General features: G+C 65.9%; 16 protein-coding genes. 6 read left to right on the forward strand and 10 right to left on the reverse strand.

The annotated features are described in order from the left end of the window. Positions 1-15: 15 nt before the first annotated feature. The 4 genes from ACSYDW_RS14230 to ACSYDW_RS14245 all read right to left on the reverse strand — a co-directional run bounded on the left by ACSYDW_RS14230 (position 16) and on the right by ACSYDW_RS14245 (position 4535). Entirely contained in the window at positions 16-231 is a 216-nt protein-coding gene (locus ACSYDW_RS14230) for a hypothetical protein (RefSeq protein WP_438339388.1), read from the reverse strand. 828 nt (positions 232-1059) lie between these two features. After that, positions 1060-2127: a lipoate-protein ligase LplAB gene (gene lplAB, locus ACSYDW_RS14235; RefSeq protein WP_438339389.1), complete on the reverse strand. Its 1068-nt coding sequence runs from the start codon at positions 2125-2127 to the stop codon at positions 1060-1062. A 58-nt stretch (positions 2128-2185) separates the two neighbouring features. Beyond that, positions 2186-3373: a heparan-alpha-glucosaminide N-acetyltransferase domain-containing protein gene (locus tag ACSYDW_RS14240; protein WP_438339390.1), complete on the reverse strand. Its 1188-nt coding sequence runs from the start codon at positions 3371-3373 to the stop codon at positions 2186-2188. A gap of 904 nt (positions 3374-4277) precedes the next feature. Next, positions 4278-4535: a type B 50S ribosomal protein L31 gene (locus ACSYDW_RS14245; RefSeq protein ID WP_209996756.1), complete on the reverse strand. Its 258-nt coding sequence runs from the start codon at positions 4533-4535 to the stop codon at positions 4278-4280. A 305-nt stretch (positions 4536-4840) separates the two neighbouring features. On the opposite strand from ACSYDW_RS14245, the gene ACSYDW_RS14250 reads away from it, so the two are divergent. Continuing rightward, complete coding sequence (locus ACSYDW_RS14250; RefSeq protein ID WP_438339391.1) at positions 4841-5692, forward strand: DNA/RNA non-specific endonuclease; 852 nt, start codon at positions 4841-4843, stop codon at positions 5690-5692. A gap of 13 nt (positions 5693-5705) precedes the next feature. Here the strand turns inward: ACSYDW_RS14250 and ACSYDW_RS14255 are convergent, their stop codons facing one another. Genes ACSYDW_RS14255 through ACSYDW_RS14265 form a run of 3 tightly spaced genes read right to left on the reverse strand, consistent with a single transcriptional unit; the run spans position 5706 to position 8167 of the window. Continuing rightward, complete coding sequence (locus ACSYDW_RS14255; RefSeq protein WP_438339392.1) at positions 5706-6563, reverse strand: TrmH family RNA methyltransferase; 858 nt, start codon at positions 6561-6563, stop codon at positions 5706-5708. After that, entirely contained in the window at positions 6564-7367 is an 804-nt protein-coding gene (locus ACSYDW_RS14260) for a sulfite exporter TauE/SafE family protein (RefSeq protein ID WP_438339393.1), read from the reverse strand. A 14-nt stretch (positions 7368-7381) separates the two neighbouring features. Then, positions 7382-8167 carry an ABC transporter ATP-binding protein gene (locus ACSYDW_RS14265; protein WP_438339394.1) on the reverse strand — a complete coding sequence of 262 codons (786 nt, stop codon included), beginning with the start codon at positions 8165-8167 and terminating at the stop codon, positions 7382-7384. A gap of 118 nt (positions 8168-8285) precedes the next feature. Between ACSYDW_RS14265 and serB the strand changes: the two genes are divergently transcribed. From serB to ACSYDW_RS14280, 3 genes are all read left to right on the forward strand, one after another. Beyond that, on the forward strand, positions 8286-9194 hold the full coding sequence (gene serB, locus ACSYDW_RS14270) for a phosphoserine phosphatase SerB (RefSeq protein WP_438339395.1): 909 nt from the start codon (positions 8286-8288) through the stop codon (positions 9192-9194). A gap of 158 nt (positions 9195-9352) precedes the next feature. Next, a complete protein-coding gene (locus ACSYDW_RS14275) occupies positions 9353-11047 on the forward strand; it encodes a VanW family protein (protein WP_438339396.1) in 1695 nt (564 codons plus the stop codon). A 170-nt stretch (positions 11048-11217) separates the two neighbouring features. Beyond that, positions 11218-12279 (forward strand): FUSC family protein, encoded by a 1062-nt coding sequence (locus ACSYDW_RS14280; protein ID WP_438339397.1) that lies wholly within the window; start codon positions 11218-11220, stop codon positions 12277-12279. 249 nt (positions 12280-12528) lie between these two features. On the opposite strand, the gene ACSYDW_RS14285 is transcribed toward ACSYDW_RS14280, so the two are convergent. From ACSYDW_RS14285 to ACSYDW_RS14295, 3 genes are all read right to left on the reverse strand, one after another. Beyond that, a complete protein-coding gene (locus ACSYDW_RS14285) occupies positions 12529-13275 on the reverse strand; it encodes an SDR family oxidoreductase (RefSeq protein ID WP_438339398.1) in 747 nt (248 codons plus the stop codon). Between the two features lie 181 nt (positions 13276-13456). Then, positions 13457-13921, reverse strand: coding sequence for a GatB/YqeY domain-containing protein (locus ACSYDW_RS14290; protein ID WP_438339399.1), 465 nt, complete (start codon positions 13919-13921; stop codon positions 13457-13459). 912 nt (positions 13922-14833) lie between these two features. Beyond that, complete coding sequence (locus ACSYDW_RS14295) at positions 14834-15559, reverse strand: beta-ketoacyl-ACP reductase (RefSeq protein WP_438339400.1); 726 nt, start codon at positions 15557-15559, stop codon at positions 14834-14836. Positions 15560-15765: 206 nt separating this feature from the next. On the opposite strand from ACSYDW_RS14295, the gene ACSYDW_RS14300 reads away from it, so the two are divergent. Together ACSYDW_RS14300 and ACSYDW_RS14305 are read left to right on the forward strand one after the other, a co-directional pair. Beyond that, the gene (locus tag ACSYDW_RS14300) at positions 15766-16308 is read left to right on the forward strand and encodes a DUF3099 domain-containing protein (protein WP_438339401.1); all 543 of its coding nucleotides are present in this window, start codon (positions 15766-15768) and stop codon (positions 16306-16308) included. Continuing rightward, positions 16305-16595 (forward strand): acetone carboxylase, encoded by a 291-nt coding sequence (locus tag ACSYDW_RS14305; protein ID WP_438339402.1) that lies wholly within the window; start codon positions 16305-16307, stop codon positions 16593-16595. Before ACSYDW_RS14300 ends, ACSYDW_RS14305 begins: the two co-directional genes overlap by 4 nt. Positions 16596-16599: the final 4 nt, after the last annotated feature.

Here is a 16599-nt window from a genome sequence, read left to right on the forward strand (position 1 = left end):
CCTTCATCGGTACGGCTACCGGAAATTGTGGCCCCGGTAGCGGGCCGGCCCGTGTGCCAGAGCCGTCGGCACGCCCGTATCAGCGAAGGTTTCGGCCCGGATGCCATCGAGCACCCTGGCGACGTGGCAAATGATGTCCAGGTATGGCCGAAGCAGATCGGGCGAGCTTGCCACCGCCGTGACGTCCTGGGCGTCGTGGTCGACGATCCACCCCATGGCACTGTGGACCATTCTCCCGGCGGATTAGTCGCGCAGCAGTCCGCTCGCCGGATTGCACCGCGGATCTTCCGCACACAAAGTGGTACCCGTTGTTGGCCGCGTCCATGCTCGGGGCGACATGAAGGCGACCCGACGACGAGACCCCGAGACTTGAGTTGAGACCAATCGTTTCCTCACAGTCGGCGCATTCAACCATCTCCCGAACGAGCCTGTGCCTGGTAGAACCGACGAAGATGAACCCCTCGGCTTTCGGGTAATGGCTACGGTCCGATTCCCCTTCCAGACCGTCGATTGAACTCGGCGCGTTGCATAGGTGCGGATCCCCAATGATCGACATCGTTTCCCTCGTTCTCCTGCCATGAGCTTGGTCAGGGTCGCCAGGGAACGGCGTATTGGATCAGCGAGCATCTCGTTACTCCACAAGGCCCCATGAAGCTGCACGTTTGAGACTGCCTATACATTGGACCCCGCCAAGTCTCATGTCAAGATGACGCTTGTCGCAGAGTCGTCGAACCAGGCCGCCCAACGCCCAAGTCGTTCCGATTCAGTGGGTCGTTGCCTGTGGCGTGTGAATTCCGCAGCAGCAGCAGGACCCTGTGCACCTGCTGGTGTGCATCCCGCCTTGGGCCAGAACGGGCCAGCTCTGCGGAACGACAACCCTCCCCGCATGGTTCCAACCGCTGTTGCCCGGCACACCCCGGGACCCGTACCCTGGCCCGTGCGGTCGACTGCGCCGCCAGCGGCCCTGCATCAACAAGACGCCGAGCCATGCAATCGGTTTCCCGCCGTTTCCACCACAAAATGGACTTGCAGCATGGGGACTATGGCGGAGAACCGCCGCTACGGAACGCGCGCCGTCCATTCCTCGGTGGCGAACTTCGTTTCGGCCAATTCCTTGGCGGCGGCCAGCGTCCCCTCGTCGAGGGTAGCGGGAACCGCGGCGTACTTCTTGGCGAAGGTCCGCCGCATCACCTCGATGAGATCCAGCCGGCTCATATCCGCCTGACGCTTGAGCGGATCAACGCGCTTCGCCGCGGAGGCAATACCCTTGTCGGAGATTTTCTCGCGGCCGATGCGCAGCACGCTCATCATCTTCTCAGCGTCGATGTCGTAGCTCATGGTCACGTGGTGCAAGACCACGCCACCGGCCAGCCGCTTCTGGGCGGCACCGCCGATCTTTCCGGCGTCAGTCGCGATATCGTTCAGCGGCTTGTAGTGGGCATTGACGCCGATCGAGGCCAACGCTTCCATGACCCAGACATCGAGGAACGGGTAGGAATCGGCGAAGCTCATGCCGTCGACCAACGATCCGGGCAGGTAGAGCGAGTAGGTAATGCAGTTCCCCGCTTCCATGAACATGGCACCGCCGCCGCTGATCCGACGGACCACCTGGATGCCGTGTGCCGCGGCCGCCTCGGCATCGACTTCGTTGCGCAATGACTGGAAGGATCCGATCACCACGCCCGAATCGTCCCAGTCCCAGAACCGCAGGGTCGGGCCGCGAGTTCCCGCCGCGACCTGACGGGCGATGACTTCGTCCAAGGCGACGTTTTGCGCGATAGGGAGCACCGACGGCGCGATGACCTCCCAGCGGTGGTCGGCCCAGGCTGTGGCGTGACCAAGCGCCCGGCGCACCACTCGCGCCACGGCATCGGCGTCGAAACCGAACATCACGGCCCCGGGCCGCAGCCCGTTGGCGACCGCATCGCGGATCACCGAGTGCTCGGCTGCGGCCGGCAAGCCGATGAGTGCAGAATTGAGGTCCTCGAGGGCCTCGTCCGGCTCCAGGAAGAAGTCCCCGTTGATCGAGGCGGCGGTGATGGCGCCTTCGCTGACCTGCAGGTCAGCGACCACCAGCTTGCCGCCGACAACCTTGTATTCACCGTGATGCGTGTAGCCGAGATCCATGGTTTCCATCCTATGTCCACGTGGCACCGTTCCCCGCTTTGCACCCGGCAGCCACCACCTACTGGCTTGCGAAATCGCCACCCCCAGGCTTCGTGGATCCCGGTTGGACTTTCTGGATGGCACCCTGGCGAAGCACCGCATTCCTGACCCGTGTGGACACCGCGGTGACGGCAGCCTCCAGCGGTCCGCGACCCACGAGGTTGTGCCAGAGGACGCCAAAGATCAAAGCGGTTGCCAGCTGCAGCCCGAAGGAAGCGAACGGACGCTCATCCAGGACTCCGGCGGCCACGAACAGCAAGTGACAGGAATAGAGGGTCAGGGTCATGCTGCCGGCCGGAGCCAGCACATCGATGACCTGGTGCAAGAACTTGCTGGACAGAATCAGGACTCCGAGGACGACCATGCCGGTTCCGATGGTGTGCAGAAGTTCCAGCGGCATATGGGAGTACGGCGATGCCGCCACCAGCCAGGACCATGAGTCGTGGTGAACCGGCGGGTCTTCGCCCGCCGCCAGCAGATTCGTGGACGCCTCCGGTGTCAGGTGCAGGACACCAACCATGAGCAGTCCCGAGATCGCCCAGGTCACCGCGGCAAGGCAACCGCCACCGGCCGCCAGCCAGACCGCGATCTTCCGAGAGCTCAGGTCCAGCTTTCCGATGGCCAGGCCGGCACACATATAGGCCATCCAGGGCACCGCCGGGTAGAAACCGGTGAATAGCAGTTGCCCGGCGCTCGTAAGCGGCTCCGAGAACAAAGCGCCGAACGTGAGGTTGTTGTCCTCCGCGGGGGTGGGTATTACCCCGCGCATGGCCTGCAGCAGGACCGGGCCACCAATGGCGAAGACCACCGACAGTACTGCCAGCATCCGCGAAGTCAACCCGAGCAGCGGGACGGCCAGCAGGAACATGACACCGTAATAGGCCAGAATGATCTCCACCGGAGGGGCGGCGTAGGCCAGCGCCATGCCGATCGCCATGATCACCACGGCGCGGGCTGCGACACCGGCCATTGCCGCCTTCAGCCGACGTCCTCGCAGGGGGTGTGATCCGCCGGAACTGAACGCCAGCGAGACCCCGGCCAGCAGGGCGAAGAGCGCAGCTGCCCGCCCTGCAAAGAGAACCCATGTCAACGAGGCGTCGCCATCCGCGTTCTCCTCCGGCAGGACGTGGACGCCGATCATGCCGATCAAGGCCAGGCAGCGTGCCGCATCGACGGCTGTAACGCGTTTTTTTGCAACGGGATTCACCGGCACTTCACCGGTCCCGACACGCGGGGCACTTGCGCCGTCGAACATGGTGGGCCTCTTCGATCCTCCGCCGGCGCGGGAACGACTGCGGAAGGAAAGGAACCCGGTGCCGGAGTTGCTCTCGCCATCGTACTGCCGGGCGGGTCCTGCGGCAACGCTTGCACCGGCTCACGGCAGCGTTCGCGAAGACCTCGAACCGGGGTCGTGAAACGATCCACCGGCCCGGACCGGCAGCGTGCCGCTGACCGGTTCGGCGGGCAGCGAGTGACGCCGGGCGCCCTGGCGAATTTCACCTGCAAGCCCGCCAGTCAGCCGGAGGCCCGGGACGGATCCAGATCGTTCCCATACGTCTTGCCCCCGAATCCGGAGACCTGCACTCAATCCGGCCGGGAATCGTCTCCAGGGCCGGCGCGCCATGGACAATCTGCACGGCGAAGGCCTCAGGGCCAGTCGACCGCTGCCGCCATCGGCAGGAGGTTCTAACTCGCCGGACTGGTCCGGAAGGGCGACGCAGTCCTGTGCGACGTTCACCGCGATCCGCAGGGCGCGAGCCCGTCCATGGGCACCCCGGGCAAACGACGATGCGGGTGAAGCCGCGGCGGGCTAACCCGAAACCGACAATTCCCGAGGCGAACATGCCAAAGGGGCCCGAGAATCCGACCCGCAACGCCTTCCATGCATGAGCACCAGTGCCCGGCGCCGGGCCTGGGAAGTCGCTTCGCGGTCGTCTCATCGAGTCCCCTGGCCTGCCCGTTCTCGTGTTTCGCGGGTGGCCACGGGCGTGAAGCTTCCCGATGTCCGCGATCCCGGCCACTGCATGGGTTCGAATTGGGCGGAAAACGTTGCAAAAAAGCAACGGGGCCTTCCCGAAGGAAGGCCCCGTTGCAGGCGTGAAGGCGAAGAATTACTTCTTGGCGCCGAAGCCCTTGAAGCGGGCGTTGAAGCGCTCGACGCGTCCGGCCGAGTCCATGATGCGCTGCTTGCCCGTGTAGAACGGGTGCGAAGCTGCGGAGATTTCGACGTCGATGACCGGGTAGGTGTTGCCGTCTTCCCACTCGATGGTCTTGTTGCTCTTGGCCGTCGAACGGGTCAGGAACTTCTCGCCCGATGCGAGGTCGTTGAACACCATGGTGTTGTACTGCGGGTGAATATCAGCCTTCATGCTAAAACCTTTGTTCGCGTCACTGGATTTTGCCAGCGACCAAAATTTGCGTCAAACCGGCCCGTGGGGTCACGAAGCCGACATTCCAGTATAGCGGAGCGTTGCATGAATTTTCCACCCGACCAGCCGCAACGGACATGCTCCCGAGTCCTGGCCGGTCGGGGTCGTGGCCGGCGCACGTCTCGGCCCGCGCCGACACCGGGGTACGCTTGGCGCATCAAGTGACGGACGTCATGGTGGCGATCCTGCAGGACGACCATGGAGCACGACACCGCAACGCTATCGCCGGGAAGAGCCCAGTCCCCATGCCCGAATACGCGCACGCACCAGAGAACAAGGCCCAGCGCACCGGATATGCGCCGGGTTTCCTGGGCGCGCCGATTGCGGTTCCTTCCTCGGACCCGGATCTCGAGGACGACCTGGTCCGCTGGGAAGGTGCGACGACGATCCCGTACACGCACTTTTCGCTGGCACTGAGCCGAACACGCCGGTTCGCCCGCTGGGTCGCCTGGAACATCGACGGGGGCGACCTCAAGCTGCTGAGCCGAAGCAACCTCGACTTCGCCAAGGACCCCCGGCTGCCCGCCGACACGCAGGTGGGCAACGAACTCTACGCGGGGAACCGGCTCGACCGCGGACATATCGCCCGGCGCGCGGACCTGCTCTGGGGCGGGCCGGAGGAAGCCGCGCAAGCCAACAGGGATTCGTTCTACTACAGCAACATCACCCCGCAGATGGACGACTTCAACCAGGGCAGCCGGCAGGGGGTGTGGGGCAGGCTGGAAAATGCGCTCTACGAGGATGTCGAGGTAGATCGGCTGCGGGTCAGCGTGTTCGGCGGACCGGTCCTTGGCGCGGACGACCCCACCTACCGGGGCGTCGCGCTGGCCTTGGAGTACTGGAAGGTCCTGGCGTTCCGGGACGGAGGGGTGCTCAAGGCGCGGGCGTTCCTGCTCACCCAGAACCTTGACCGGCTCGAGACGGTGCTTGCCCTTGACGAGTTCCGGGTCTACGAGGCCACCCTGGCGGAGCTCGAGGAGCGCACCCGGTTGCGCTTCCCCCGCATCCTGCACGATGCCGATCCCCTGCCTGCGCGCACGTTCGCGGCGCCCGGGCAGCGCCTGCCACTTGCCGGAACCACGGACATCCGTTGGTGAGAACCGGGCCCGGCTAACGCGAACGCAGTTCCCAGAAGGCGACGGCGGATGCTGCGGCGACGTTCAGCGAGTCGACGCCCGGGCGCATCGGGATCATCACGGTGCGGTCCGCGAACTCCAGCGCCTCGGCGCTCACGCCGGCGCCCTCGGTGCCAAGGATAAGCGCCAGCTTCTCGCTGTGCATCGCGGAGACCTCGTCGATGCCCTGCGAATGCGCGGTGAGCTCCATGGCGGCGATGTCGAAGCCTGCCGCGCGCAGGGCCGCGAGGTCGTCGGGCCAGGATTCCAGGCGCACCCAAGGCACTTGGAACACGGCACCCATGCTCACGCGGATGGAGCGGCGGTAGAGCGGATCGGCGCAGCGCGGTGTGACAAGCACCGCGTCGATACCCAGGGCCGCGGCGGAGCGGAAGATCGCGCCGAGGTTCGTGTGGTCGACGATGTCTTCGAGGATCGCCAGGCGCCGGGCACCGGGCAGCACCGCGTCGAGGGCCAGCGGCTCGGGCCTGTTCATGGCGGCCAGCGCGCCTCGGTGCAGGTGGAATCCGGTGATGGATTCGAGCACCGCGTCCTCGCCGGCGAAGATCGGCACGTCGGGGTGGGCGTCGAACACGTCCGAGAGGGATTCGAGCCACTTGTGCGCCATGAAGAATGAGCGTGGCTTGTGCCCGGCGGCCAGCGCCCGCCGCAGCACCTTGGAACTCTCGGCGATGTAACGCCCGTGCTCGGGGTCGGTGCGCTGGCGCAGGGCGGCGTCGGAAAGCGCCACGTAGTCGGAGACGCGCGGGTCCGCGGCGTCCTCCACCAGGACCAGCCTGTCCCCCAGGCGGGCGCGCAGCGCCGTCGGGTCGGTGGGCGGCTTGTTGCTCATTTACGCTCCCGCGAAAAGTTTGGCGACCATGTTGGCCAGCGCCACCAGGCCGAGGGCGACGATGACGGCGCGCAGCCAGCCCGGGGAGAGCCGCCGCCCCACCCTGGCCCCGATGAATCCGCCGACCAGCGAGCCCGCCGCGATGAGGATGACCACGGGCCAGTGGATGCGTTCGGGCGCGAAGACCAGGTAGGAGAGCGCGGCGACCAGGTTGACCACCAGGGTCAGGATGACCTTGATCGCGTTGGACTGCTGCAGCGAGGCGTGCAGGAAGACCCCCAGCACGCCCATCAGCAGGATGCCCTGCGCGGCGGTGAAGTAGCCGCCGTAGATGCCGATCAGGAACACCAGCAGGTACAGCACCGGGGGGATCCGCGTGCGGTCCGCCTCCCCCGGGTCGACCCCGACGCTTGCGGACTGCCGCCGCTTGGCCCAGGCGGAGAGCCGCGGCTGGAAGATCACCAGCAGCAACGCCACCACGATCAGCACCGGCGCCACGTAGGAGAAGACCGCTTCGGGCAGGTGCAGCAGCAGGTATGCGCCGATCACCCCACCCACCAGCGAGACAGGCATGAGACGCAGCAGCGTGCCTCCCACGCTGGCGGCCTCCCGCCGGTAGCCCCAGGCCCCGGAGAAGCCGCCGGCCACCAGGCCCATGGCGTTTGAGACAACCGCGTTCACCGGGGCGAAGCCCAGGGCCACGAGCACCGGGAAGGTGACGAGGGTGCCCGAGCCGACGATGGTGTTGATCGTCCCGGCCCACAGGCCGGCGACGAAGATGACTGCCTCACGCCAGAACTCCATCGCGGCGCAGCGTCCTAGTGCTTGGCGACGGCCGAGTAGCGGCCGTTCTCGGCACGCAGGGCCAGCGGCACGGCGAAGGCCTCGGAGAGGTTCTCCTCGGTGAGGGTCTCCGTGATCGGGCCGGCCGCGACAACCTTGCCCTCGCGCAACAGCATGGCGTGGGTGAAGCCCGGGGGGACTTCCTCGAGGTGGTGCGTGACAAGCACCATGGCCGGGGCTTCCTCGTCGTTGGCCAGCTCGCTCAGCCGGGCCACCAGGTCTTCGCGGCCGGCCAGGTCGAGCCCGGCCCCCGGCTCGTCGAGCAGCAGCAGTTCCGGGTCGGTCATCAACGCACGGGCGATCTGGACGCGCTTGCGTTCTCCCTCGGAGAGCGTGGCGAACGGCCTGTTGATCATGGTGGACATGCCCCAGTCGTGCAGCAGGCGGAACGCGCGGCGCTCATCCAGCTTTTCGTAGGCCTCGCGCCAGCGTCCGGTCATGCCGTACGACGCGGTAAGCACCACGTTGAGCACCGTCTCGTGCTCCGGGATCTGGTTGGCGAGGGCCGCGGAAGAGAGCCCGATGCGCGGGCGCAGCTCGAAGACGTCGACGGCACCCAGCACCTCGCCCAGCACGCCGGCGACGCCACGCGTGGGGTGCATGCGCGCACCGGCAACCTGCAGCAGCGTGGTCTTGCCGGCGCCGTTGGGGCCGAGCACGACCCAGCGCTCGCCCTCCTTGACCTGCCAGTTGATGTCCGTCAATAAGTCTTTGCGGCCGCGCACAACGCAGACGTCGGCCAGGCCCAGCACTTCATTCATGGGTAAAACACTAGGCCAGCGACCCTGTTTTGACCCAACCGGGGCACGGCCGTTCACGCGGTGCAACATTCGCGGCCCGGTTTTGGGCTGGATACCCGCACGCGGGAGAATGGTGTACATGCATCCCACTGCCTTCATCGTCTTCCATTCCGCAACCCCGCTCCCTGTCGAGCCGGCCCGGCTGCGCTCCACGCTGGCCGCCGCCGGGCACCAGGTGCTCAGCGAAGAGTCGTTCGAGGGTCCCGGGCGCAGCGGCGCCCGCTGGGAGGTGACCGGCAGCGTCCGGCAGTTGCGCGCCCTGGTCAACCCCCTCGACGGAAGCAACGCCCGCTCGGATGACCCGCAGCTGCGCTCCCTGAGCATCTCCGTGGTGCCGTCCGAGCTGGTGCGCGCACCGAAGATGCTGCTGGTCATGGACGTGGACTCCACCCTGATCAAGCAGGAAGTCATCGAGCTTCTCGCCGCATATGCGGGCTGCGAGGCAGAGGTCACCGAGGTCACGGAGGCCGCCATGCGCGGCGAAATCGATTTCGCCCAGTCCCTGCACGCCCGCGTGAAAACCCTGGCCGGGCTGGACGTCTCCGTGATCGAGCAGGTGCATTCGACGGTCCATCTCAGCGACGGCGCCAGCGAACTCATCGCGGCCTTCAAGGCGGCCGGCCACTACGTTGCCGTGGTATCCGGCGGATTCGCCCAGATCCTTGACCCGCTGGCCGCAGAGCTGGGCCTGGACTTCGCCTGCGCCAACGAGCTGGGCATCGAGGACGGCAAACTGACCGGCACCGTCATCGGCCAGGTGGTCGACCGCGCCTACAAAGAGACAAAGTTGCGCGCCTGGGCCGTGGAGCTCGGCATCGACATCGAACACACCATCGCCGTGGGCGACGGGGCCAACGACATGGACATGGTCGGCGCCGCGGGACTCGGCGTGGCGTTCAACGCAAAGCCGGCACTGCGCGATGCCGCAGACGCCAGGATCGACCTTCCGCGCCTCGACGTTGTTGCGAATCTGGTGGGAATCGCATAACGATTTGGCCCGAACGGCGGTTATTTACTCCGGCGATTGGAGTGCACCGGTAGGATTCATTCGGCGGCTGACCACTTTGTTGTGCCTCCGCACCCCGATATGCGGCACCAGGCCGTGCCACCGATGGAAGAGAAACAGACGTTTTGCTCAGTGAAGACATGGACACCGTGAAGCGCGGCAGCCGGCCCAAATCCCGACGCGGATGGTACATCGCCGGGGCCTCCGTCCTCCTGGCCTGCGGGTTGTACGGCGGCGCCGCGGCGTACGCCGGATCCCAGATCCCCGTCAACACCTCGGTGCACGGCATCAACGTGGGTTCGCTCTCCCCGGAGGAGGCCCACAAGGTCCTCGAGGAGCAGCTGAAGCCGATGGCCGCCGAATCCGTCGCCCTGGCCGTCGGGGACAAGACCGCAACCCTCAAGCCTTCCAAGGCGGGCCTGGGCGTCGACATCGATGCCACGCTTGCCGGCCTCACGGGTTTCAACCTGAACCCCGCAACCATCGTCAACCGGCTCACCGGCGCCCAGGCGGTGGAGCCGGTGCTGACCGTCGACGAAGCCAAGCTCCGCGCGTCGCTGGAGAAGATCGCACCGAAGTTCGCCACCGAGACCGCCGAGGGCAAGCTCGCCTTCGAGGGCGCCAAGCCCGTGCTCACCAAACCCGTGACCGGCATCCAGGTCGACGTCGACGCCGCCACCAAGACGGTTGGTGAGGGCTGGTTCGCCCCGGCCACCCCGGTGGAACTGCCCGTCACCAAGCAGGAACCCAAGGTTTCCGCCGAGGCGTTCGAGAAGCTGCTCAAGGAAACCGCCGAGCCGCTGGTCGCGGGCCCGGTCAAGCTGACCGACGGCACCTCCACCGCAAGCCTCACCCCCACCCAGCTGGCCTCCGCCGCGTCCTTCAAGAACGAGGGCGACAAGGTCACCATGTCGCTGGACACCGACAAGCTCATCGAGGCCGCGGCCGAGGGTTCCGACGGTTTCAAGTCCACGGCCAAGGACGCGCAGATCGTGCTCTCCGGCGGCTCGCCGAAGGTGATTCCGTCGCAGACCGGGAAGTCGATCGACCCCGAGGGGCTCACGGAGAAGGTCCTGGCCGCCAGCCAGGAGCCGGAACGCACGGCGAAGGTGGAGCTCGCCACCGTGGAGCCGGAGCTGACCACCGAGAAGGCCAAGGCCCTGGGCGTGAAGCAGGAAATCGTCCACTTCTCCACCCCCTACCCCGCGGCCGACACCGTGCGCACCAAGAACTTGTTGGCCGGTTCGCGCCGGGTGAGCGGCGACGTGGTGATGCCGGGCGAGATCTTCTCCCTGGAGAAGGCCCTGGGCCCTATCACCACGGCCAACGGCTACTACGGTTCCGGCGTCGTGGTCAACGGATTCTCCTCGGAGGCGGTCGGCGGCGGTCTGTCGCAGATCTCCACCCAGTTGTACAACGTCGGCTTCCTGGCCGGCTACGACGACATCACCCACAAGCCGCACAGCCGCTGGTTCGACCGCTACCCGGCCGGCCGGGAGGCAACGCTCTGGGAGGGTCAGGTGGACATGCAGTGGAAGAACAACACCCCCTACGCCGTCCTCATTGAGGCATGGGTCGGCGGGGGCCGCGTCCACACGCGCTTGTGGAGCACCCCGTACTGGACCGTCGGCTCGAAGTCGTCGCCGAAGTACAACTTCACGAACCCGACCACTGAGCACAACTCGGCCGAAAACTGCATTGCCGAAAGTGGTGGCAAGCAGGGCTTCTCCATCAACGTGACCCGCACCCGCAGCTCCGCCGAGAAGACCCTACCGGCCGAGACCAAGTCGTGGACGTACTCGCCGTGGAACAAGGTCGTCTGCGACAACAAGTAGCCGCAGCTCCACGCATCCAACGCGGTTCTCGCGAAGCGTCCCGGTCGGCCCCTTCCCCCGGGGTCGGCCGGGACGTTTTGCGTCAGACCCCCGGGTGGCGAACCATGCGCCCTCGACGTCGTCCGTCATCCGATTCACGCCGGGGACCGGCGGCGATATAAGGTTTTTTGGTGATCGGGACGAGGGCAGGGCAATTGCGCGCGGCAGCCAAGGCGCTCTTCCACGTTCCGCCCGCCAGCGGCGAGCACCGCGGGGCGTTGCGGATGTTCGTGGGCCTTGCGATACCCTCCCTTGTGCTGCTGGTTTCCGGGCACCCCGACCTGGTGATGTATGCGGTTTTCGGCTGCTTCACCGGCATGTACGGACGCGGGGAACCGCACCAGCTGAGGTTGTTCCACCAGCTTTCGGCCGCGGCCTTCCTGTGCGCCTGCGTGGTCGCGGGAATCCTGACCTCCATCGCGGAGATAGGGGTTTGGGGCTTCGTGGCCATCGAAACGCTGGTCGCGGGCATAGGTTCCGTCGTGACCGACCGCATGCACCTGCGCCCGGTGGGCCCATTCTTCGGCATCTTCGCCTTCGGGGCCTGCGCCGCAACCCCGCTGCACACCTCCCTCTGGGTGCCGGCACTCGTCGCAGTACTTTCGGCGGCATGTGCCATCACTGTCGGGTTTGCCGGTTGGTTCAGGGGCCGCGCCTGGGACCCCGGCCAGCGCCGGGCCCCGCGGCCGCACTTGCTGCCGCCGATGCCCGAGCATCTTGTCACGGCCGCGATGTACGTTACTGCCGTTGGGCTCTCCGGCGTGCTTGCCACGGCGCTGGGGTGGGGACACCCCTACTGGGCGATGGCTTCGGCTGCCATTCCGCTGTCGGCGGCCCGGCTCTCCGAGGGCATGGTCCGGGGGTTCCACCGTGTCCTGGGAACTTTCGCGGGCCTCGCCGTAGCGGCTTTGGCTCTCGGCGCCTTTACCCATCCGGTTTTCCTGGTGTTGCTGGTCATTGCGTTCCAGTTCCCAACGGAGTTGTACATCGTCCGCCACTACGGACTGTCGCTGGTGTTCTTTACGCCGCTCATCCTCTCCATGAGCTACCTCGCGAATCCCGGTTCGCTGCGATGGCTCATCCTGGACCGCGCCGCAGAAACAACGATCGGCGCAATCATCGGCATGCTGGTGCTCATTGCCTTCCTGCACCGGCCCCGCGCCAAGCCTGACGTCCCGGCACAACCGGCCTGATTCCCGCGTCCGCAGCCGAACCGCGCCGCCATCGCTCCCGGGTGAACTCATCCCGAAGCCGCAGCGTGAACCGCCGGCGGGCCATGCCGGCGCCTGCTGCACCTCGCGGACGAAGTGCCACATCCGGTCCGGAGCCAGGCTGCTCCCTACGGCCACACGGTGCCCCGGGCACGGCCCGGGAAATGCCCTTAACGTCGTGTGGGTTCCGCCTCCCCTAGGGAAACGGAACCCACACGATCGGCAGTGGCGCTACTTAGCCAGGAAGTCCCCTGCGCCGCCGACGTACTCGGTGTGCCCGGTTGCAACGTCGGAAGTGACCATGGCGGCCACCTCGGCGCCGAACTCCTCCACGGAGTACAGCTTTCCGGCCGCGGCACGGCGTGCCTCGATGGCACCCGGCTCCGCTCGGTCCAGCAGGGTGGCGGTGATGGTGCCTTCGATCATGTCTCCGGATACCACCACGAAAGTGATGCCCTTGGCTTCCAGGGCGGGGATGAATTCACGCAAGGCCAGCTCGCCGGCACGCTTGGAGCGGGCAACCGGTTCGTAGGCATCCATGGTTTCAACCTGGTCGATGAAGTGAGCCTGGTGGCTGGTCACGAAGACCACCCGGGACCCCGGAGCCATCTTTTCGGTTGCTGCCTGCAACATGGCAATCTGTGCATCGCGGTTCAGGCGGAGCGCGTAGTCCTCGCCGAGGCCGGACTCCATGCCACCGGAGGCATTGAGTACGAGGATGTCCAAGGAACCGAAGTTCTCGATGGCGGCATCGACCAACGCTGCAGGGCCCTCCGGCGAGGTCAAGTCGGCCCCGATTGCGACCGCCCGACCGCCTGCCTCGGCGATGGCCCCAACGATCTTGTTGGCGCGCGGGGCCTTCTGGCGGTAGTTGATGACCACGCCGGCACCCTGTGCCGCAAGGATCTTGGCGACTTCGGCGCCGATGCCGCGCGAGGATCCGGTAACAATGGCGCCCTTGGCTGAAAGGTCGGACAATTCTGCTCCTAAGACTGGTGAAGCGGCTTCCAGGCGCGTCGTGCGCAGGGAATTGCCGGGTCACCGAAAGTTTGGGTAGTTCTTACAAAGAAAGATTCTGCTGGTTCAATCCTGCCAGCAGCAAGGCGAACGGCGGCTTGTAGGAAACCTCCAAAGTTGCCGTGTCGCCACGGCCAGGCGATTAGGCCAGTGCGGCCTTGACCATGTCACTGACGGTCTTGCCGTCGAAACGGCCCGCCACCTCGGCGCTGACGATCTTCATGACGGAACCCATCGAACGCATGGACAGCTCGGTGCCATCGGCCCGCAACGACGCCAGCGCCGCATCGATGATGCCCTGTACCGCTGCGGCATCCAGGGGTGCCGGCAGGTACGCCTCGATGACTTCCGCCTCGGCGTTCTCCGCAGCTGCGCGGTCCAATGCACCGGCCTCGGTGTAGGTCTGCGCCGTTTCGCGCCGTCGCGCCGCTTCCTTCTGGAGCAGGGCGGTCACGGCCGCGTCATCGAGCTCCACGGGCGTCTTTCCACCTTTTTCGCGCGTGTTGATTTCGCCAAGCAGGTTCCGGACGGTTGTCAGTTCGACACGGTTGCCAGCCTTCAGGTGGTTCTTCATGTCTTCGCGCAAACGGGTCTTCAGGTTTTCCACGGTTGGTCTTCTTTCGCTGCATTTCCGACAAGTACGCGATGCGGCCGCATCTGTTCCCTGCCGGTCTCCTTCACAGCTTATTGCCTGCGCACGGCGTCCGGGGAACCGGCATCGGGTATTTGTGGGGTTTCACATGGGCGCAAAAGAACGTGATGTCACACGCCGCGTGCTAAGCCGGGGCTCCCCTTGCGGTTTTCGGCGCCGATGTCGTTGCTGTCTTTGGACGTTAGATGTTCGGCTGACTTGTGGCGGGCAAGACCGACTAAGTCAAAAATTGACCTAGATAAATAATGGTTACATAGTTGTTCACATTGGTCAGGACGCCTTGAATGATGCCGCGCGGTGCGAACGTTAGGCCGGCTCGAACCGCTTCGGACATTTCACAGGGAGTTTGTTGCCGGGAATGCGCGCTGGAATTTTGGCCGGAAGTTCTTCGGCGGAGCAGGGCGGTCGTCCTGTCGCGTCTCCCCCAGCGTTGCGCAAGGGGCGCTTCGGCACGCATGCCAGCTTCTCGCAGTGAATGCACCGGGATTGAGCGGATTGCTGCTCCCACCGGCCCGGCTCTGGACACCGGCCATTTTGGTCCCCCTCGACGAACTGGTGGGCGTCAAGGGAGTCCGTAGCAGCGCGCGGGCGCAATATGCGGAAAGCCAGGATCCCTGCATGGGAATGCCTGCGACAGGGCTTCCCTGCAAGGGCCCGGGTTCGGTACTTCCTGAGATTTCCAACAACAAGGAGCAGACCACGGCTTGTGGCCACTGCGCTCATAGGGAGGGTCCACCCTCGAAAGCGAAAGAGTTGACGCGCGGGATCCCGGACAGGTCGCGATTCGGCACGACACATTCCATGCTGGGGGCTTCGAGGGCACAGGCCCCGGAATCCCCCAACAGGGATGTTGATCAAGTGCCGGGGCTAGTGGCCCATTCCCAGGCCGCCGTCGACAGGGATCACGGCGCCGGAAATGTACGCTGCTTCGTTGCTGGCGATCCAACGCACGACGTTTGCGACTTCCTCCGGTTCGGCGAAGCGGTTTGCCGGGATCGAGGCGAGGTAGCTCTTCTGGGTGGCCTCGGGAAGCTCCGCGGTCATGTCGGTGTTGATGAATCCCGGCGCCACCACGTTCGCGGTGATGCCGCGCGAGCCGAGTTCACGTGTCAGCGAGCGGGCGATGCCCACCAGGCCTGCCTTCGAGGCGGCATAGTTGATCTGACCCGGGGAACCGTAGAGGCCAACGACGGAGGAAATCAGCACGACGCGCCCCTTGCGCAGCTTGATCATGCCTTTGGAGGCGCGCTTGATCACACGGAAGGCACCGGTGAGGTTGGTGTCGATGACCGAGGTAAAGTCATCCTCGCTCATGCGCATCAGCAGGGTGTCGCGAGTGACGCCCGCATTGGCGATCAGCACCTCGACCGGACCGTGGGCGGCCTCGACCTCGGTGAAGGCGGCGTCGATGGATGCCGCATCGGTGACGTCGGCCTTCACACCCAGCAGGCCCTCCGGGACCTCGCCGCTGCGGTACGTGATGGCAACCTTGTCGCCGTTGGCCTCGAACGCACGGGCGATGGCCAGGCCGATGCCGCGGTTGCCGCCGGTGACCAGGACGCTGCGGGCGGGAGCGGATGGGATTTCGGACATGGATCCTCCAAAAGACGTAATCAGGGGCTTGTGGTTTCTGCTGGTTCAATCCTAGCCTGCGTCGCATCGATGCCGCCCCGGGGTTTCACGGACTGCGGGGCGACCACGGAAGCAACACGCAGCGGGTTTCCCGGGCCGACGGGTCCCGATTCGTGGAGCACGACAGGTCGGTGAGACAATGGCAAGGACGGATCGACGGAAGAACCATGAGCGAGCCACACCCCACCCACCATCATCACGAGCACGGCCCCCAGGTGCATCGAATCACCGAGGCGCGCGAGTCCCACACCGTGGAACAAAATTCACGCGTGCTCAAGTACACGATCTCCATGTCTGTGCGCATGGTCTGCTTCCTTGCGGCCTTTTTCACCCATGGCTGGATCCAGTGGGTTTGCTTCGCCGGAGCCATCGTCCTGCCCTACGTCGCGGTCGTGATCGCCAACGGCGGCGCGGACCTTACCAAGCGCGAGCCTCCGGCCGAGTACTTCGCCGGTGACGAGCCGCGCTCCATCACCGCCTCCCCCGCGCCCGCAACGGCAACGGACCCGGGCAGCGCACGCTGGACCAGCGAGACCGAGCCGGCGCACTACCCGCAGGACGCCCCCGACACGATCGACGGGTCCTTCCTCGAGGAGCCGGACGACGATGCGGGCACCGCCGCGGATGACCGTGCGAACCGGGGTCCGGGATCAACCGACGAGACTGGTTCCTCCGAATCGGCCCAACCAAGGAACGAGGACGGCACGTGAACCTGCTCGACAGCCTTTCCGGCTCCGGGGTCTCCCCCGAACCCACGGGACGGGCCACGTGTTCCCGCAAGGGGTGCCGCGTCGACGCGACAACCCGGCTGCTGTGGAACAACCCCAAGATCCACACCCCCGAGCGCCGCAAGACCTGGTTGGCCTGCGACGAGCACGCCGACTGGCTGGAGAACTACCTGTCCGAACGCCTGCTGTTCAAGCAACGCCTGCCGCTTGCCCCGGACGCGCAGCACCCCGCGGCATCGCCCGACGGCACCATTTCCAAGGAGAACTAACTAG

Origin of the sequence: Paeniglutamicibacter selenitireducens (genome assembly GCF_051550675.1) — a bacterium.
Taxonomy (GTDB): Bacteria; Actinomycetota; Actinomycetes; order Actinomycetales; family Micrococcaceae; genus Paeniglutamicibacter.